The sequence below is a fragment of the Paenibacillus algicola genome, from assembly GCF_005577435.1.
Classification (GTDB): Bacteria; Bacillota; Bacilli; order Paenibacillales; family Paenibacillaceae; genus Paenibacillus_AQ; species Paenibacillus_AQ algicola.
Genome location: NZ_CP040396.1, coordinates 459,619 through 478,263, shown reverse-complemented (window position 1 = coordinate 478,263; position 18,645 = coordinate 459,619). Strand labels below are relative to the sequence as shown.

21 protein-coding genes are annotated in these 18,645 nt (G+C 54.5%); 4 read left to right on the top strand and 17 right to left on the bottom strand.

The window, feature by feature from the left end; genetic code table 11:
- The first annotated feature begins 162 nt into the window (after positions 1-162).
- Positions 163-309 carry a hypothetical protein gene (locus E6C60_RS20780; protein ID WP_175415152.1) on the top strand — a complete coding sequence of 49 codons (147 nt, stop codon included), beginning with the start codon at positions 163-165 and terminating at the stop codon, positions 307-309.
- Between the two features lie 122 nt (positions 310-431).
- Here E6C60_RS20780 and E6C60_RS02165 read toward each other — a convergent pair whose 3' ends face one another.
- The 5 genes from E6C60_RS02165 to E6C60_RS02150 all read right to left on the bottom strand — a co-directional run bounded on the left by E6C60_RS02165 (position 432) and on the right by E6C60_RS02150 (position 3,131).
- A complete protein-coding gene (locus E6C60_RS02165) occupies positions 432-1,220 on the bottom strand; it encodes a formate/nitrite transporter family protein (RefSeq protein WP_138224257.1) in 789 nt (262 codons plus the stop codon).
- Between the two features lie 245 nt (positions 1,221-1,465).
- On the bottom strand, positions 1,466-1,642 hold the full coding sequence (locus E6C60_RS20775) for a hypothetical protein (RefSeq protein ID WP_175415151.1): 177 nt from the start codon (positions 1,640-1,642) through the stop codon (positions 1,466-1,468).
- Positions 1,643-1,835: 193 nt separating this feature from the next.
- Positions 1,836-2,072, bottom strand: a complete 237-nt coding sequence (locus tag E6C60_RS02160; RefSeq protein WP_138224256.1) for a cold-shock protein — start codon at positions 2,070-2,072, stop codon at positions 1,836-1,838.
- Positions 2,073-2,193: 121 nt separating this feature from the next.
- Positions 2,194-2,394, bottom strand: coding sequence for a cold-shock protein CspD (gene cspD, locus E6C60_RS02155; RefSeq protein ID WP_006207896.1), 201 nt, complete (start codon positions 2,392-2,394; stop codon positions 2,194-2,196).
- Between the two features lie 272 nt (positions 2,395-2,666).
- Positions 2,667-3,131: a pyridoxamine 5'-phosphate oxidase family protein gene (locus E6C60_RS02150; RefSeq protein WP_138224255.1), complete on the bottom strand. Its 465-nt coding sequence runs from the start codon at positions 3,129-3,131 to the stop codon at positions 2,667-2,669.
- Between the two features lie 126 nt (positions 3,132-3,257).
- Between E6C60_RS02150 and E6C60_RS02145 the strand changes: the two genes are divergently transcribed.
- Positions 3,258-3,704: a DUF6376 family protein gene (locus tag E6C60_RS02145; RefSeq protein ID WP_138224254.1), complete on the top strand. Its 447-nt coding sequence runs from the start codon at positions 3,258-3,260 to the stop codon at positions 3,702-3,704.
- Positions 3,705-3,844: 140 nt separating this feature from the next.
- Here the strand turns inward: E6C60_RS02145 and E6C60_RS02140 are convergent, their stop codons facing one another.
- Entirely contained in the window at positions 3,845-4,267 is a 423-nt protein-coding gene (locus tag E6C60_RS02140; protein WP_138224253.1) for a DUF1801 domain-containing protein, read from the bottom strand.
- A gap of 207 nt (positions 4,268-4,474) precedes the next feature.
- On the opposite strand from E6C60_RS02140, the gene E6C60_RS02135 reads away from it, so the two are divergent.
- Together E6C60_RS02135 and E6C60_RS02130 are read left to right on the top strand one after the other, a co-directional pair.
- Complete coding sequence (locus E6C60_RS02135) at positions 4,475-5,026, top strand: sigma-70 family RNA polymerase sigma factor (protein ID WP_138224252.1); 552 nt, start codon at positions 4,475-4,477, stop codon at positions 5,024-5,026.
- A complete protein-coding gene (locus E6C60_RS02130; protein WP_138224251.1) occupies positions 5,026-6,030 on the top strand; it encodes a DUF4179 domain-containing protein in 1,005 nt (334 codons plus the stop codon). Before E6C60_RS02135 ends, E6C60_RS02130 begins: the two co-directional genes overlap by 1 nt.
- Before the next feature lie 26 nt (positions 6,031-6,056).
- Here the strand turns inward: E6C60_RS02130 and E6C60_RS02125 are convergent, their stop codons facing one another.
- The 11 genes from E6C60_RS02125 to sdaAB form a co-directional block, all read right to left on the bottom strand.
- Positions 6,057-6,845: a LamB/YcsF family protein gene (locus E6C60_RS02125; RefSeq protein WP_138227579.1), complete on the bottom strand. Its 789-nt coding sequence runs from the start codon at positions 6,843-6,845 to the stop codon at positions 6,057-6,059.
- A 12-nt stretch (positions 6,846-6,857) separates the two neighbouring features.
- Positions 6,858-7,868, bottom strand: a complete 1,011-nt coding sequence (locus E6C60_RS02120) for a 5-oxoprolinase subunit C family protein (protein WP_138224250.1) — start codon at positions 7,866-7,868, stop codon at positions 6,858-6,860.
- Positions 7,865-8,599: a 5-oxoprolinase subunit PxpB gene (gene pxpB / locus E6C60_RS02115; protein WP_325053174.1), complete on the bottom strand. Its 735-nt coding sequence runs from the start codon at positions 8,597-8,599 to the stop codon at positions 7,865-7,867. The genes E6C60_RS02120 and pxpB overlap by 4 nt, the downstream gene beginning before the upstream one ends.
- A gap of 158 nt (positions 8,600-8,757) precedes the next feature.
- Positions 8,758-9,759 carry a zinc-dependent alcohol dehydrogenase gene (locus E6C60_RS02110; protein ID WP_138224249.1) on the bottom strand — a complete coding sequence of 334 codons (1,002 nt, stop codon included), beginning with the start codon at positions 9,757-9,759 and terminating at the stop codon, positions 8,758-8,760.
- Positions 9,756-12,017 carry a helix-turn-helix domain-containing protein gene (locus E6C60_RS02105; protein ID WP_138224248.1) on the bottom strand — a complete coding sequence of 754 codons (2,262 nt, stop codon included), beginning with the start codon at positions 12,015-12,017 and terminating at the stop codon, positions 9,756-9,758. Before E6C60_RS02105 ends, E6C60_RS02110 begins: the two co-directional genes overlap by 4 nt.
- A gap of 63 nt (positions 12,018-12,080) precedes the next feature.
- On the bottom strand, positions 12,081-12,953 hold the full coding sequence (locus tag E6C60_RS02100; protein ID WP_138224247.1) for a carbohydrate ABC transporter permease: 873 nt from the start codon (positions 12,951-12,953) through the stop codon (positions 12,081-12,083).
- Positions 12,947-13,912, bottom strand: a complete 966-nt coding sequence (locus E6C60_RS02095; RefSeq protein WP_138224246.1) for an ABC transporter permease — start codon at positions 13,910-13,912, stop codon at positions 12,947-12,949. The genes E6C60_RS02100 and E6C60_RS02095 overlap by 7 nt, the downstream gene beginning before the upstream one ends.
- Positions 13,913-13,990: 78 nt before the next feature.
- Positions 13,991-15,604 carry an extracellular solute-binding protein gene (locus E6C60_RS02090; RefSeq protein WP_138224245.1) on the bottom strand — a complete coding sequence of 538 codons (1,614 nt, stop codon included), beginning with the start codon at positions 15,602-15,604 and terminating at the stop codon, positions 13,991-13,993.
- A gap of 474 nt (positions 15,605-16,078) precedes the next feature.
- Positions 16,079-16,978: a Gfo/Idh/MocA family oxidoreductase gene (locus E6C60_RS02085; protein ID WP_138224244.1), complete on the bottom strand. Its 900-nt coding sequence runs from the start codon at positions 16,976-16,978 to the stop codon at positions 16,079-16,081.
- Entirely contained in the window at positions 16,975-17,910 is a 936-nt protein-coding gene (gene sdaAA / locus E6C60_RS02080) for an L-serine ammonia-lyase, iron-sulfur-dependent, subunit alpha (protein WP_138224243.1), read from the bottom strand. The genes E6C60_RS02085 and sdaAA overlap by 4 nt, the downstream gene beginning before the upstream one ends.
- Positions 17,907-18,593 (bottom strand): L-serine ammonia-lyase, iron-sulfur-dependent subunit beta, encoded by a 687-nt coding sequence (sdaAB, locus tag E6C60_RS02075; RefSeq protein WP_138224242.1) that lies wholly within the window; start codon positions 18,591-18,593, stop codon positions 17,907-17,909. The genes sdaAA and sdaAB overlap by 4 nt, the downstream gene beginning before the upstream one ends.
- Between the last annotated feature and the right edge of the window lie 52 nt (positions 18,594-18,645).

Here is an 18,645-nt window from a genome sequence, read left to right as displayed (position 1 = left end):
TTGTCGCCAAAATTTGCAGAAAAGCCCTTGCAATTACCCCGGAACCCTTTATAATAAAGATAAACATACCTGATAATGATTATCATTACCGAGTCAGTGAGCATCAAAAGCCTCCACGCTGACCGGTATGAATTCCAAACATAAAGGAGAACCGGATCCCCTATGAAAGAGCACCCTCGGCGTACGAACCTGCAGGTAGATGATTACCTGGATCTGTTGAATCTAGCCATTCAGCTCGGTGATCTGAAGTGGCAGAAGGAAATTGCACGCAAGATGGAAATGAATCTGAAGCCTGTAACCCCGGCTTAATTGGATATAGATGTGGTAGATCAGAACCGGATGCCTCGCGGCTTGAATGCGCGGCATCCGGTTTTTTTTGCAGGACAATTTAAAGACGGCCTGCACCGCAGGCCGCTCCCTCGTTAACGCGCCTAGTCCTGATTCTGATCCAGATCCGGCTTGTTCACATAGTGGTACATAAAGGCCATAAATACACTGCCGCCAATCAGGTTCCCGAGCGTCACCGGCACCAGATTGTAGACGGCTCCAGAGAGCGAGATGGTGTCCGGATGATCCACGACAAGCGCAATGGCGAAGGTACACATATTTGCGATGCTGTGCTCATAGCCGGAGATGAAGAAGCAGAATACGAACAGCATCATCGCAAACAGCTTGGGCCCGTCAGACTTCATCCCCATCGGGATGAAAAAGGCCAGGCAGACAAGCCAGTTACACAGGATTCCCCGGAAAAAGAGCTCTGTCCACGGCGCATGCATCTTTTTATCGACAACAGACAGCAGAAATCCATTCACCTCAGGAGCATGAAATAATCCTGTGAGATAGATCAGCAGTGCAAATACGGCCGCTCCGACAATATTGCCGAAGTAGCTGGCCACCCACAGCTTGATGGTATCGACCCAGCGGAGCTTTCGCCGCAGCGCACCGTAGGTGTAATAGAATGCATTTCCTGTAAACAGATCCCCTCCCCCGAAGGCGATGAGAATAATAGCGGCCCCAAACGTCAGCGCAGCCATAGGGTACATGGCCGGAGAGTCCACCGCGTAAAAATAACTGCCTGTTCGGAAGGCCACAATGACCCCGAAGCCGATAAACATACTGGCTAACGCCGAGCGCGCCAAATAACGAAGCGGACTTTGCTGAAACAGCCTCATTTTCTTGAGGGCCAGCTTCTCCACTTCATAAAGTGATTGAGTTTCCATGGTGCCACATCCTTTAGCTTCATTCCCATTATCTGATTCTCAACGACTGACTCCTAGTCACAGTATACCTAAATTCTCCCATCTAAACTGTGATATAGTTCACAATTCAGGAAAGATCAGGTTATGCTGCCGTTCCAGGATTGCTGCATCAAAAAAAGGCGCGAACCGCAGACCTCCGTCTCCGGCTCACGCCTTTTATATGAAACAGTCATTACGCACCCGAAGCGGGCCCGCTTTAGCCAAGCCTACTTGTCGTCGTTTTCGTTCTCACTGTTTTCCAGCTTACTCTCATGCTCCATCTGATACTTCTCCCGCATCAGCTTCTGCATGATAAACTTCTCCTGCCCATTCAGGCCTTCCTGGTTGTCCTGCAGAATCATGTTGTCGATGTTGCGTTTCAGCACCTCATTTTGCGTATTCAAAATACGGTTCCTCCTTTGGAATTTATGCGATTTTCCGCATGTTTTTATACATAACCCCTAAAATAGGGGATCATGTAATAACTAACCGCTGCCGTCTATTTTGTAACGGTCTTGCGTTCGTCAGACGATGCGGGAGTCGTACATTTTCGAAAAGATACCGACCGTATCTGCGCCGCTTTCGTGGCCCTAGCCGCTATTTCCGATCAATCAGAATCCCTTTGCCAAGTGATTTTTGCTTCTTATTCGTATTGACGAGTAAGGGCAGCATCCTGCTTTCCTTCTCCATCGGAGACTGGCAGAGCTGACATACCGGCTCTGTTGCAAAAGCAAAGTCATCCCGGATCCATCCCTTGCAATCATCCTTAGTACAGGACCACACCTCGGTCATTTCCTCCGGCACAGCTTCCATCGCATTCTTGCGCGAATACATGAGTACGCCTCCTTGTCCCGTCTTGCGAATATTGGCTTTAATCCTGGTAATACAGCTCACCAGAACCTGAAAACAAAGCTGCCCTTAATGTCACACATTAAGGGCAGGCGTTGTTACATTATTACAGCTTTACCACGTTTTCAGCTTGTGGTCCGCGGTTTCCTTCAACGATGTTGAATTCTACGCGTTGACCTTCGTCCAACGTTTTGAAGCCGTCGCCTTGAATCGCGCTGAAGTGAACGAATACATCGTTACCGCCTTCAACTTCGATAAAGCCGAAGCCTTTCTCTGCATTAAACCATTTAACAGTTCCTGTTTGCATAGTAGTGTACCTCCTTTAAAGATTTACATGACCTTTTTTACTTCGTTAACGAATAAAAAAATTCACATATTGTACAAGGTTATTCATCATATAACAACCCTCTACAATGTGTAATTTCAGGTCGCTCTAGTGATACCTATATTATCACACCTGACGTGTGTTGGCAAGGTGAAGCATAATTTCGTGAGCAATTTATAAACTTATCTTATGCAAATATTGCCTGAAATATAACTTGTTCTTCTAAAAAAAGGCGGCGGACGCCGCCCCTCCCCTCATTGCCTTAGCTCCTCCAGCGTTTCTCTCCAGCGGGCCAGCACCTCCTCCGGCTGCTTAAGCCGGTAGGTTACGCCACATACAATATCGGCGTAAGGAGCCGTGTCCTCCCGGATGGCCTCCATCCTGGCCTCGAAGCGCTCTCGCGGATGCCGGGCGGAAGCCAGCGTCGCCAGATGCACAAGGACGAGGCGGATGTAATAAATTCTTGCCCCGTGAACCAGTACGATCGTCGCTTTACCCGTCCGTATCACATTCCCGGTCGTCATCGTTCCCGGCCAAAGTGCCAGCCGCAGCACGTCCTCCTGCAGGGCGATCATCTCCCCGGCACCGATCATTGCACAATGCGGCCAGCCGTCCTCGCACTGCGTGAGCAGCTGGATGCCTTCGCCCTGTTTCTCCTCCAGGTTCTCTCCATCCAGCAGGCGGCACAGCTGCTCTGGAAGCTTGATTGAATGAGACATGACTCTCTCTCCCCGTGGTATTCATATTCGTTGACGTTATTTTACCAATTCAGATATGTCAATTTCAACAGACCCTGTGACGGGGTAATGACTTAGCAAAATCACATCCTGCGGGAGGTAGCTCTTATGAAAGCAATATGGCGCATTCCGGGCATCGTGCTGATCCTTTTGGTTTTGTCCGGTTGTTCTCTTTTGGAAGATGTAGATCAATCTTTGGATTACAGTGATGAGGCGACCCGGTTCGTGAATGAAACGGTGGCGTTTGCCAACCAGGTTCCACAGCTGGCAGAGGAGGCTGCGAACAACAGTGAGATTTTGCAGCAGCTGAAGGAGCGGCTTGGGGACATGAAGCAGAGCATCTCGGAGTTTAACGGCCTTGAGGCTCCCGCTTTTGCACAGGATTTTCATGACCAGCTCACAAGCTATAACGACACACTTAGCGGCCAAATTGACGAGTACTCCACTCAGCTCGAGAACGGCGTGACGAATTTTGAGAACACCAAAATGGCCGATACCCTGGGGCAGATCGAAGGCGCCTTGAGTGAGCTGGGCAACTTCGGAGAAGGGGAATAGCCTTGGAGTATTAATGGAGCGAAATCAAGAACAAGAGCAGGCTATCGATGCAGATAGCCTGCTCTTGTTCTGCGCGCGAAAAGTCATTTGACAAGTAGTCTCAAATGCGTGGCGAAGCCTCTTGATAAACGACACCACAATTACGCCTCCGAATACATCTCCTGCAAATACGCTACAGAATGCTGGATCAGCTTGATCAGAACAGACTCGTCAATGTCTGCCAGCTTGTTTACATATACACAGGATTTGCCGGTGGTATGCTTGCCGAGCTGCTCCAGCAGCGCCTCTCGTTCCGGGTCACAGGCGGACAGGTACAGACTGATCTTCGCCTTGCGCGGAGAGAAGCCCACCAGGGGCGCATCTCCTTCGTGGCCGGTTGCATACTTGTAATGGTAAGAACCGAAGCCAATGATGCTCGGCCCCCACATGACAGGAGGATACCCGGTTGTCTCCGCAAAAATATCTAACAGCCGGTAGGCATCCTCTTTTTTCTTCGGATGGTCTACAGCCTCTATAAATTCAATAACATTCTCGTCACTGGGGAGGGTCTTTTGCTCGTACATGGGCACGGCTCCTCTCGATTAAAATGGTTCCTTCATTAGATTACCTCTATTTCTAACATGCCGGCTGGGGCGCGTCAACCGGAACGTATTCCCGTGGATGGACAGGCCTATATTTTTGAAGCATTGATAGGTTTTACCCCTCCCGTTCGTATTCTCTAATGTATTATCCTTAAAGGAAGCAGCAACAAGCAGAGGAGGGAAGCACGCGTGGAGATCACGGAAGACAATATCGTGCAGCAGCTTAGGGAACGCAATGAGAACGGCATTGCCTTCATTATTCATCAGTATGGAAGCCTGTTATCCGGCATCATTCGGCGCCATGTCCATTATAACCCACAGGAGCTTGAGGAATGCCTGGACGACGTGCTGCTGGCCATCTGGAATCACATTGATGATTACGACGAAAGCAAGAACACATTTGTTCAGTGGATTGCGGCCATTGCCAAATACCGTGCCATTGACTACCAGCGGCGGATGATCCGCAATGAGCAGCGTTTTGTACAGGGCAAGGGTGAGGATTCGCTCCGAGAGGAAAGGCCGCCCATGACAGGGCCGGGACAAAGAGATGCTGCCGAGGTGCTTGCCCATTTATCGGAGGTCGAGAGGAGCATTTTTGACAAGTACTATTTACAGGGTGTCCCGTCTGCTGAAATCGCGGCGGAGCTGCAGGTCAAGGAATCGTGGATTCATAACAAGCTGTCCCGGGGCCGCAAAAAGCTGCGGCAGATTTTTATTCCAAGTGCAAAGAGGTGCGAGTGATGTCTATTTATAAAGAGCTGAACGACGTTAAGCTGGACGTGTCCTGCTACGAGCAGGAGCCGTTAACGGCCCTGGAGCAGAAGCAATGGGAGCAGCGCGTAAAATCCAAGCTTCGCTCTAGGCGCAAGCGGCTTCCAATCAAGCGTAAGGCCGCAGCATTAACTGCAGCCGCGATGATGATTCTCCTCGCCATGAGCCTCCCGCAGGTCTCGCTGGCCCGAATCCCGGTGGTAGGGGGATTAATTGAGAATTTCAACAGTAATCACAATGCCTTACAAGCAGACTATTCTTCCTACAAAACAGCGGTCGGGGAAACGGCAGAGAACGAATATGGAAAGCTGACTCTGAATGAGGTGCTGGTCGATGCCGACCGGCTGCTGATCAGCTCTACCCTGCAGCCTGCACAAGGTATGCGATTCGACTACAAAACCCATCTTCCCGTGGAAGTAATGATTCATGGAGAACGCCGCCAGCTGTCCGCCATGAGCCAATCGGTTCAAGAAGACGATGGCAGCTATACCGTATACGGAGATGTGTCTTTCTCAGAATTGCCGTTGCCGGAGAATAATCTTCTGGAGCTGCAGATCGCCTACCATACCGTTAACCGCGAAGCGCGAAGCACGACACTGGAGCAGCCTTGGGTATTTGATGTTCAGCTATCTGCCGAGGCCATGAGCCAGGACACGAAAACCGTAGAGATTCATAAAACTCTGGATCTGAACGGGCAAGGAACGGTGACGGTACGTAAAGTCGTGTTTACACCGGTCTCCACGCTGCTCTACTTTGACGCTTCCGAGGAGACACAGTCGGTGAGCTTCAAGCTCACTTCGACCCGCGACGGCAGCGAGATTCCGCTCAGTACGGTCACGCTGACCCATGAACCCGGCACGGCCTCTTATGCCCGCTTCTGGTCAGCCGATGCTCTTCAAGGTCCCTATCAATTGACCCCTGTAGACGGGATGGATCACGAGCTCGAGCTGGGATCGGGATTGATTCTGGAATAGGGCGGGTAGCCGCAGATGAACCGGGATCAAGCCTGTCCGTTAACGCGCGGGACTGCTGCCCCCGCTGCCTGCAGCCGGATGCCGGACTGCTGCAGGGCGCTATGAATCTTCTTCGCAAAAGCGGCGGCATGCTCGCCGTCTCCATGAATACAGACCGTGTCTGCACGGATGGAGACGTCGATGCCCTGCTGTGACAGCACCTTGCCTTCGTCAATCATCCGAATGACCTGAAGCACCGCCTCATCATCGTTAGTAATCAGCGCATCCGGCAGGCGCCGGGACGTAAGCGAGCCGTCTACCTGGTAGGTACGGTCCGAGAATACCTCGCTCGCGGTTCGCAGGCCTGCCCGCTCTCCTGCGGCAATCAGCTCACTGCCGGCCAGACCGAACAGCATGAGGCCGGGATCCACCGCATACACGGCTTCCGCTACCGCCTCCGCGAGCTTCGGCTGGTACGCTGCCATATTGTACAATTCGCCATGCGGCTTCACATGCTGCATGGCTCCGCCTTCAGCGCGGATAAAGCCCCACAGCGCGCCGATCTGGTATACGACCAGATCATAAGCCTCCTGCGGCGTAATATCCATTCGCCGGCGGCCAAAGCCGGCCAAGTCCTGCAGGCCGGGATGCGCTCCCAAGGCGGCTCCTTTGTCCAGCGCCCTCGTCACCGTCCGGCGCATCGTTGCTGCATCCCCTGCATGAAAGCCGCAGGCGATATTGACCGAGGTTACGTACTCCATCAGCTCCTCATCAGAGCCCAGTGTATACGCGCCGAAGCTCTCACCCATGTCACAGTTCAGATCTACTCTCTTCATCATGCCCCTCCTCTACCGCCTGAATTGCAGTACAATGCTCTGTTCTAATTGCCGCAGCCTCAGCTCTGCCTGAAGCAGGAGCTCCTGGGCCTCCTGCAGAGTGACCCGCTGAAACCGTACCCGGCAGCCCGGCTTTCCCTGCGCCAGCAGCGGCAGATCGGCAGTAATCACCTGACCGGCTCTGGGGTAGCCCCCGGTCGTCTGCCGATCAGCCATCAGCACGATGGGATGTCCGTCCGGGGGCAGCTGCACGGTGCCAAACGTGACCGGCACTGATGCCAGCTCCCTGGAAATGCCTAGCCGCAGCGGCTTGCCGGCCAGACGGCAGCCCATCCGGTCCGATTGCGGCTGCAGCGTGAACGTTCCAGAGAACAGCTCACTTTGGCTCTCCTCCTCCAGCCAGTGCAGTTCAGGACCTTCCAGAAGGCGCAGCACGGGATGCTCTTCATACTTCGGCAGCAGCGTCTCCGAGATCCGCCAGCTCACCGTGCCAAACTGCGCCTCCCGGTCCATTCCTTTCAGGATTGCGGTCAGCAGAGGCTCTATCGCTTCGTCCCTTGCCCCGACGGGCAAGACATCTCCGGCCCTAAGCGCTCTGCCCTTCAGGCCGCCGAGGCCGGCGCGGAGATAGGTCGAGCGGCTGTTCATGACGAGCGGCACATCCAGTCCGCCGGATATCGCCAGAACCCCCCGGCAGCCCCGCTTCGGGGCATCCACGGTAAGAGTACTGCCCGCCGGCACATATACCGGCCGCCACAGCGGCAGCGGGGAGCCGTTGATGTGCGCGCGGAAATCGCCGCCGCAAATCGCAATCAGCGCGGCATCCTGAAATTCCAGCACCGGGCCCAGCAGCGTCATCTCCAGCGCCGCGTACCCCGGGGGATTTCCTACCAGCAGGTTACCTGCCCGATGGGCAAAGGTGTCCATCGGGCCGCTGACCACGACGCCATACTGCTGAAAGCCATAACGCCCGCTGTCCTGAATCGTCGTCAGGAGTCCGGGCCTGTGTACATGAATGCTCATGGTGACGTTCCTTCCCATGTCTCATATTCCCGGCGCGTGATCGGGTAGAACCGGAGCATGTCGCCTGCCTTCAGAAGCGCCGGAGGCTGCCGGTCGGGGAGGAACAGCGCTGCCGGCGTCCGGCCAATCAGCTGCCAGCCGCCCGGGGTGCTGATGGGGTACACTCCGGTCTGCTCTCCCGCTATGCCTACAGAGCCCGCAGGGACGAAAAGCCGTGGTGTCGCTTTACGCGGAGCGGCAATCCGCCGATCCATGCCTCCCAGATACGGAAAGCCCGGAGCGAAGCCCAGCATATGCACCTGATACGGCACCCCGTGATGAATGGAGATCACCTCCTCCACGCTCAGTCCACTCAGCGCTGCGACCCCTTCCAGATCAGGACCGAATTCCCCGCCGTAGCATACAGGAATGCAGACCACGCTTTCAGGGGGCACCTGCTGCTCTTGCAGGGTCTGCACGAGAGCGTCAAGTTTCCCCACAACGATCTCATAGGGAAGAAGAGTCCCGCTCCCGAGTGCCTGACCTTCGGCCTCCTTATACACCAACACGGGATCATAGATCACGGTCACGGAGGTGAATGCCGGAATGTATTCCACCATGCCCTTTAAGGGCTGCTCCGCCAAAGCTCGTGCCAGCATGCGTACGCCGGCGCGGACGACGCTGTTGTTCTCCTTCCCGAAGGAAACGACGACCGCATGGTCGCCTTCAGGCTGAATCTGTATTTGCTGCAAGCGCCTGCCTCCTCTCCTGACCCTCCATAGATAGGTACAGCATAGCATAGCAGGGACGGAGACGTCAGCCGCATTAAAGGCTCTTTCAGCAGCAGAAAAAGCCCCGGCTTCCACCCTTCCAGGGAACCGGGACTCCTATACAACACTGCTCAGCAGCTTCAACAATCACCATATTTGAAGACCGTCCCCATCACGGATGACGCCGAACCATAGGCGTGATACGCTTCCTCCGCCGCTTGTACAGGAACGATACGCGAGATGAGCGGCTTTATATCGATCCGCTTCTCGGCGAGAAGACGGATGAACTCCGCCGTATTGCGCCCTTCCGTCCAGCGTACGAAGCCGATGGGGTAATCCTTGTTGTCCAATTCATAGCCAGTGTCATAGCGTCCGGGGCCTCCCGCACGCGAGATGAGCACCTGGGCTTCCTTCCGGAACATCTTGCCCCGGCTGAAATTCATCGTCAGATCACCGACCATGACGACCTTGCCCTTATCCATAATCCAGTCCAGCGAGGCGTTAATCAGCTCTTCGCCGGGACCGCCGGCGCAGAGCAGCACAGCGTCCGCCCCGTGACCACCCGTGAGCGTGTCCACGGCCTTCTCCAGCTCTTCCTGCGTGTCATAAGTATGGAATATGCGTTTCTTGAGGCTGTCTGCCCGCTCCGGATTGAGATCATAGCCAAGCACCTGATAGGCGGCTGCAGAAGATATCTGAGCGATGATTTGGCCCAAGATGCCCAGTCCGACGACGACGACCGATTCGCCGAAGCGCAGATCGGCCGTCCGCAGCGCATGAATGGCAATGGCACCCAGGCCTGCAAAGGCAGCCTCCTCCAAGCTGACCTCATCCGGAACTGGAGCGACCAGATTGGCCGGAACGCAAAGCTCCTCTGCATGACGCACATACGGCGCCCCGTAGCAGGCGACGCGCTGTCCAAGATGAAGACGACGTACCCCTTCTCCGAGCTCTGTCACGATGCCGGCGGCACTATAGCCGATCACGATCTGCTTCTCTGAAGCCCGGCGGATAAAGGTCATCTCCGTTCCCGGACTGATGGCCGAATACACGGTTTGTATCCGTACATGCCCTGCTGGCAGGGTTGGACGCTCAACCTCGGCCAGGCTCACCTTTCCATGCTGTGTAGCAACTGCTTTCATCGTATGGCTCTCCCTTCTCCACCCTGCTCCGCGGCTTTCTTCCGGTACTCGCTGGGAGATACACCGCAATATTTCTTAAACGTGGTTGTGAATGTCGATGAGTTCGTGTACCCCGTCTTCTCGCCGATCTCGGCAATACTGAGGTCAGAGTGCTTGAGATATTCCCTGGCATGAGACAGCCGGACCTTGTTCAGGTATTCCACAAAGTTCACGCCAAAGGTTTTCTTGAAATAGTTGGAAAAATACTTTGAGCTGGTCTCCAGCACCTCCGCCATATGATCCAGGTACAAATTCTCCATATAATGAAGCTCGATATATTGAGAAATAAACGCCGGATCCAGCTTGCTGCGGGAATCCACACTGCGCATCGCGCCGATGCGGCGCAGCCCTTCCTGCAGCGTCTCCCGGACAGACTGGGCATGTTCCGACTCCTGCAGCCGTCTCATCACCTCGGTTTCAAGCCGGAACAGCTCATAGCGGCTCCCCTCCGTGACATCACCCTGCCGGAGCATCACATACATCATGCTCTTGGCCATATGCACCAGCTGATGATGCTGAATATGGCGCTCCGTGTATTCCTCAATGACGTCATCTACGAGCTCCGCGGCCTCATCCTGCTTGCCTGCCAGCAAGCAGTTCGACAGCTTCTCGATCTTGTGGAGCGGAAAATGGATTTCCGCGGCCTGAAAGCTCGCTTCCGCATCAATCAGCGTCTCCCGGCCTCCGGCATCCCGGTACTCAAAGCCCGCCTGGATTTCCTGGTAGGCATCCCGGCAGTTCACAATCTTGGACTCATACACCCGGCTGACACAGCCCTGAAGCCGGAAGCCCTGCAGCTCCTGCCGCTCTGCCTCCTTCAGGACCATCTCCAGAGTGCGCAGCAGCTGCCGCCGCCCTGCCGGCAGCTCTACAGAGAGCAGCAGCAGAAATTTCAGATGGTCCTCATGAAAGACGACAGCCTGCTCCAGCCCCCGCGTCACCGCTTCCCGAAGACGCGCTGTCACCTCTTCCATCGTAAGCTCCGGCGCGCCTCCCGGCGCTGCAGGGGTCAAGTGGACAGAAGCCATCATGAAATACCTGCGCTGAAACCAGTCCGCATAATGATTCTGGAGCTGGATTTCGTACTCCCTGGAGTGGGAGTAGCCCTCCAGCGTCTGCAGAAAGACGCCCCGCTGAATTTCGGCGTCCACCAGCTGCATCTGATTTTTGAGAGATTCGTTCTCCCGCTGGATCTTCACAATGCCGCTCTGGATTTTCACAAAATCATTGCCCTTCAGATTGGAGCTGCCCAGCAGCTGCGCGATATTGCGGACCGGCCGGTACAGATAGATGCTCAGCAGAATTGACAGCAGTCCCGCAAGCACAATAGCTCCGTACATAATGAGCTGGTTCGCACTCGTGACCGAGCCGATATTCTGGAACTGATAGGGGAGCTTGTTAATGTAAATAAAGCCGTTATAGTCCGATTTGTAGAAGTTATACTCGAAATCCTCCCGCTTGAGCGAGCCCTCACTGGATGGATTGAAGTAGACATCGTTCAGGATATCCACCAGATCCAGATTTTTCTCCGTACTCAGAATGAGATTGCGGTCACCATCCATAACGATCAGCGAGGCCCCGGGAATCATTCCCTTGAGGTCGATGCTGTTCAGCAGCCGGTTCACATCAATAAGCACCATAAGCTTCTTGCTGGACATACTCAGCCGGCTGCTGTCTACCGCAACGATCAGCTCTCTCTTCGTGCTGGAGTCAATCTCCTTGTACGTCTCTGCGGGAAAGACCGTGAAATCATGCTCCGAGCGGATAAAGTTCTGCCAGAACACGGAATTGTACTTGAGGTTCGTATACTTCCGGTCGAACAAGGCTTCCATGCTGCTGGTGCCTTTGGGCGTAATGACGAGCTTGTAATCGTACGTAATCATGGCATTTTCCACAAAATCCATCGTCGATACCATCCGCGCCAGGCTGTCCTCCAGCGACAGCACCTTCTCCATATCCGTCTGCCCGCTGCTGTTCGTAATCTGATTGAACGGCAGCGCGTGGATGTTAAACATCAGGTTATTGATCGAGGTGAAGCTGGCGTCAAACGACTGGATAATGTTGCGGATGACCATCCGGTTGTTCTCCGTCACCTTTTCATAGATGCCGGAGATGGAGTTTTTGTAAACCATATAGTTGAAGATAAACATGATGCCGACGACCAGCTGCAGAGCGAAAAAAATCTGTAGCAATCCTCTGTTCGCGATCAATCGATTCAAATGGATCACCTCTCTTGATGCCATTCCTTATTAACACCATGTTATACTCCCGCGGGACTGGCGTCACCCTTTTTCGGAGCCGAGCATGACGCCCTTGGCGAAGTATTTTTGTGCAAAAGGGTAGATCAGCAGCACAGGCACCATCGCCAGCACGATCGTAGCGTTCTTCATCGCCTGCGGCGCCAGGGCCGAAGCATCTACCAGATTGGCGTTCACCCCGCCCTCCGAGAAGATGAGCATATCCCGCAGCACTACCTGCAGCGGATACATATTCGCATCGTTCAAATAAATCAGCGGCAGGAAGAAGCTGTTCCAGTGACCCATAAAATAAAACAGCCCGATCGAGGCCAGCGCCGGCTTGGAGAGCGGAATCATAATCTGGAACAGAATCCGGTACTCCGAGGCTCCGTCCATGACGGCGGCTTCGCGCAGGCCTTCCGACATATTTTCATAGAAGCTCTTCAGGATGATCAGCTCGAACGTCCAGATGGCATTGGGCAGCACGAGCGCCCACACCGTATCAATCATGCCCAGCTCCTGAACGATCAGATAGTTGGGAATAATGCCGGGATTCAGGAACATGGTCAGGATAATGGCCACCATGAAAAACTTTCGGCCGAAAAATCCGGCCCGGGACAGCGGATAGGCCGCGATGGCTGTAAAGAGCAGATTAATCGTCGTCCCCAGCACCGTATAGAAAATAGTGTTCAAGTATGCACGCGGTATCCGGTCATCCTGCAGCACCTGGGCATAGGCATCCAGATTGAAGCCGACCGGGAACAGGGCGACTCTGCCCTGCAGCACGGCCGCTGTGTCACTGAACGACACCGCCGTAATATACAAAATCGGGTAAATCGTAATGATTGCCAGGCAGATCAAGATGATGGCGTTAACGACAGAGAACAATGAGAGGTGTTTGACGCTGAATTTTACCATAGTCCCTTCCCTCCCAGTCTTCGGCTCATGTAGTTGGACGACAGCAGCAGAACCATGGCCACGAGAGCCTCAAACAGACCCACAGCCGCCGCATAGCTGTAGTTCGCCTCCAGCAAGCCCTTCCGGTACACGAAGGTGGAGAAGACATCGGCCACATCGTACGTCATCGGATTGTAGAGCAGGAGCACCTTCTCATAGCCGATCCGCAGCAGCTGGCCGGTCTTCAGGACAAACATGATAATGATGGTTGGCATCAGAGACGGAAGCGTAATGTTAAAAATCATATGCCGCCGCTTGGCACCGTCCACCCTGGCCGCCTCATACAGTGAGGGGCTGATGCCCGCAATGGCCGCCATATATATAATGGCCTCGTAGCCGGTATGGGTCCAGATATCGGATATGATATAAATCGGGCGGAACCAGTTCGGATCAATCAGGAAATACTTGCTCTCGAACCCGAACACCGAAAGAATCTGATTGATGATGCCGTTATTCGGTGACAGGAAATCAATGACCATACTGCTGATAATGACGACCGACAGAAAAGAAGGCATGTAGCTGATCGTCTGAACGGATTTCTTGAACCATTTCACCCGCACCTCGTTCAGCAAAATGGCCAAAATAATCGGAAACGGGAACGAGAACACCATGGAGGTGACGCCGAGAATGAGCGTATTCTTGAACAGCTTCCAGAAATCCTGGCCGCTGAAGAAGTTGATGAAATGCTTGAGGCCCACCCAGGGACTTTCGATAATACCTGTAAATACACTGTAGTCCTTAAATGCAATGAGCAGCCCGTACAGCGGGCCATAACGGAAGATCAGATAGAACAGGAAGCAGGGAATGAACAGAATCAGCAGCTGCCTGTCGCGCTTCATGTGCTGAAAAGCTGTCAGCTTGCGGCGGGGCGCCGATTTTTTAGGTGGTGTGCTTGCTGCTTCCACGCCGGCCTGTGACATGAGGGTTCCTCCTTTAGATCATGAGCAGCATCCGGCAGAGCGGATGCTGCATTGATCTTTTTTTACAGGTTCAGTGGCTTACTGGGAAGCCGAATCCAGACGCTTCTGGGCATTGTTGAACACTTCTGCCAGCTTATCTGCACCCTGAGCGGTAGCCGTCTTCTGCCACTCTTCCCACTGTGCATCACCGTAGCTCTTGTTCAGAATGTACTTGGAGTTAAATTCATTGGAAGCCTTCTGTAGGTTCACCTGAAGCTCGGCAATGCTCGAAACCTCTTCATCGGTAAAATTCAGCACCGGCTCCAGCGGCTCAAAGCTGTTCGCTTCCAGGCGCTTGTCTTGAGCCTCCTGCTCCTTCTCCGTAAAGCTGTAGTAGACGCTGCGCTGATCGGAGTTCACGTACATGCCCTGTACCCACAGGCCATAATTGTCTTCCAGCACCTTAATATCTACGAGCGGCACATCCGTCAGCTCCGGATACACGGCTTTGCCGTCCTTCATCTCGAACGTTTCGCCTTCTACCCCCATCGTTACCAGTGTTGCACCGGACGGGCTTGCGAGGTAATCCAGCAGCTTGAGCGCGGCTTCCTTGTTCTTGCCGTTGCTGACCGCGATGCTGAAGTCCGGCGTGATCTTCGGCAGTGTCGCACCATTGCCTGTCGGACCTACCGGTGTTCCGTATCTCAGGTCATAATTCGGGTTGGTATCTTTGATCTGGTTGTAGAACATATCCAGGCGGCCAATCCAATCCCAGGTCACGAACGCTTTGTTGCTGGTCGTCATCTTGGCCGTCCAGTTGTCGGACGTATCGGTCAGGAATTCCGGATCCATCAGACCCTCGTTATACAGCTTCTTCATGAAATCCAGCATGTCCTTATGCTCTGGTTGAATGGAAGCATATTTCCAGGTCTTGGAATCCTCATCATAGTAGATCGGATAGTTTGGTCCGCCGATGCCCCAGCCATAAGCCCAGTCCCGGAAGATGTATTCCTTCGTCTTGGAAGCATATGGATAGGAATCCGGGTAAGCTTCCTTCAGCTTCTTGAGTGCCTCATAGAACTCTTCAGTATTGCTCCACTCTTCAATCCCCAGCTCGTCAAATACATCCTTCCGGTACAGGAAGCCATGGTTAACATCACGGGCGATGTTCGCGACCGGCCAGGTGTAGATATTGCCCTTCTCATCGCCGTAGGATGGAATCACCCAAGGGTTCTCCTCGACGAACAGACGCTTGAAGTTAGGGAGCATATCGAGATGCTCGTTAATAGCTACGACTGCATTTTGCTGGCCGATTTTTTTCAATTCACTGGATTTCAGGCCGTGGAAAATGTCCGGAAGCTTCCCGGAAGCTACCACCACTCTCAATTTATCGTTATACGTTGCAGGAGAATACGCCTGGAAGTCGATCGTGATGCCTGTACGCTTCTCGATTTCCTTCGCGATCAGAGAGTCATTCAGATCCGTCTTCTCACTCGCTACCATAAAGGTGACCGTGGTCGGTTCATCCACCAGTGGGAGCGCCAGACCGCCAGTATCGCCGTACTGATCCGGATCTGCCGGCTGCTCGGCCTGCTTATCCGGCTCCGCCGGCGTTGGTGCAGGCTCTGCGGCTTCCTTGTCTCCGCCGCAAGCCGCCAGCAGTGTCATCAATAAGGTAAAAACAAGTGCCATACTCAGCCATTTCTTGGACATGTTTATTCCTCCTGTCGTGCTTCATTAGAATAGGTGTTGCTCCTTGCCAAATTGCTTTGCAGAACCCCCGAGCTTTTGTTGTTCATACTCCTTGATGTTTCAACAGCCTCAAAAAACGCCTCCTTTCTGCCGCTTTCCTTTCCTCTTTCGCAAGAGGCAGATCCGGTGTATGCCCGGCAGCCACTGCGGTTGAAAGCGTCGGTTTTTTCTACCCACCCCCATCTTAAAAACGCTTCCACTTATCGTAAAGCGCCGTATTTCATCCAGCTGTCGATCCGGAAGGGCAAACCTGCCAAGTTAACGAAAAACGTTGATATATCAACGTTTTTGGCGTGTAGAAAATGCTAAAGTGGTAGAAATAGAGCAAATACAGATTGTATTTTTGTTCAAATTCCATATTTCACAAGCCGGCTGCAGATCTCCATCCCTGACACCTACCTGTCCTGACCATGAAAGGTCTTGCAGGCAGGGCAGCTATACTGTTACCCTGATTCCTTGCTTCCGGCTGATCTCGGCTGCCTCCAGAAATGCAATCACCTCGATCGAGTGCGAGAAGGGAAGCGGAGACTGCCCGGTCTTGAACAGGTTCATGACCTGCTCCAGCAAATCTGCATAGATTGGCTTGCCCGACGCCTGGGCATCTACATAGGTATGGCTTCCGATGCGGTGAAGAAGCGCGCCAAAGCGATAATTCCCTTTCCGGTTCCCTCGTATCGTTCCGATCCGTCCATCCTGCCATATGCCGGTTAACAGATCATGCTGCGGTGAAGAAGCGGCATACACCTCCCGGCAGCCCGGTCCCATGATGGAAAACAGCATCTCTGCCGCATGAATGCCGTACCAGAAATAATGGGACTGTGTCGGCTCCACCTCCATCGGCCCATGCACCTCAGCGCCGAGTATGGACTCCCGTCCGTCAGCGAGTGCTTGGGCCAGGCTGTCAGCATAACGCAGGGCAGAGGCGCTCATCACTGGCACTCCGTACTGCTGCGCCGCTGCCTGGATCTGTGCGGCGTCCCAAGCGCTCAAGGCGAGCGGCTTGTCAATGAACACGGGCTTGCCGTAAGGGGCCAGCCGGCGAAACAGCTTCGCATGGACCCGCCCGTCCCCTGACAGCAGCATCAGGGCATCACAGGCTTCGGCCGCCTCCTCCGGCGTCTGCGTTATGAAGACACCATAATGATCCCGGAGGGTGGCCGTATAGCCACCGACCCGGGAAATGCTCCGCTCTATATCCGGAGAGCCGCCGGGGTATGCGGCAGTTACCACACCCCCCGGAACATGCCAGGCTCCCTCTTCTTCATGCAGCAGCTTCGTAAAGGCGACGCAATGTGAGGTATCAAGGCCGATCAGGCCAATCTGCATGGCCCTCATTTCCGATCTCCCGGGTCCTCAGAGGTTTCAGAGGAGGTATTGCAGGAATTGCCGGGGGAGGTGCCGTACAGATCCTTTAGAATTTTTTTGCCGGTCGGTGTCTGAGCCAGTCCCCCCTTAGCCGTCTCCCGGTGCTTGGACGGCATTGCTGTGCCCACCTCCAGCATGACCTCCACAACTTCGTCGGAGGGAATGACGCTGCGCACGCCGGCGAGCGCCATATCGGCCGCTGCCAGCGCCGTTACAGCCCCGAATCCGTTGCGGACGATGCAGGGAATTTCGACCAGCCCCCCGACGGGATCACAGATGAGGCCCAGGGAATTTTTGAGCGCCAATCCTACAGCGTGTACCGCCTGCTCCGGGCTTCCGCCCCGCAGCTCCGTCAGCGCTCCGGCCGCCATCCCGATCGCGGACCCCACCTCGGCCTGACAGCCGCCCTCGGCACCGGAGATGAAGGAGTTGTTCGCAATGACATAGCCGATCGCTCCCGCTGCGAACAGCCCCATCACCAGCTGCTCATCCTCCCATCCCAGCCGCTGCTGCGAGCTGACAAACACGCCGGGGATAATGCCGCAGGAGCCAGCCGTCGGCGTCGCTATAATCCGGCCCATGGAGGCGTTCACCTCCGAGACGGAGAGCGCATAAGCAAGAGCCGTACATGCCTCGGCTCCCAGGGAAGGCATGCTGCTTCCCAGGTAGTCCATGACCCGTACGGCATCTCCTCCCGTAAGTCCGCTGCGGGAGGGCACCGGTTCATGAATACCGCGGTGGACGGCCTCCTTCATCACTTCATAATACTCTGCCATCTGTCTGAAGATCTGTTCCACCGGCTGGCCGGTTTCCTTACCCTGCTCCGACAGCATCAGCTGCCCGATCGTGCTGCCTTCCTCGCGACAGCACTCTACCAGCTGCGATAACGTTGCAAATTTCATCCTTCCTGCCTCCTCTGATTGAGATCGGCCAAGATCACGCGGTGGACGTGGTCCAGGCTGCGGATGACAGCCATCAGCTCCGGCGATACCGCCTCGTCGGTCTCCACTACGGTTACGGCCTCGCGGCCGCGCCCCTTACGGTCCACATCCATATAGCCGATGTTGACGCCGGAATGACCGAGGATGGTTGAAATCCGGGCCACCATGCCCGGCGTATCCTGATGAAACACGATTAACACGGGATAATTCATGGTGCATTTCACGTCAAAGCCATTAATACCGAGCAGCTCTACATTGCCTCCGCCGATGGAAGCCCCGAGAATCGTATCCTCCCGTCCGCTTGCCTCCTTCAGCTTCAGCAGCACGGTGTTAGGATGGTAGGCTGCATGGCTGGCGGTCTTGAAGCTCAGCTTCATACCCGCCTCCTCAGCCAGCGTCAGAGAGTGGCGAATCCGGATATCATCGGCCGGGAAGTCCATCAGCCCGCCGACCACGGCCAGATCCGTGCCGTGCCCGCGGTAGGTATCGGCGAAGGAGCCGTAGAATACGATCTCCGCCTCCGCAGGAAATGCGCCGAATATGCGCCGCGCTGTCCTGCCAATCACTACCGCACCCGCGGTGTGAGAGCTGGAGGGCCCCACCATGCTGGGCCCAATAATTGAGAAAACATCTTTAAATCGCACGGCATTCCCTCCTCTTCTGCTGCAGCCAGCCTTCACGGTTGGATGAATGATT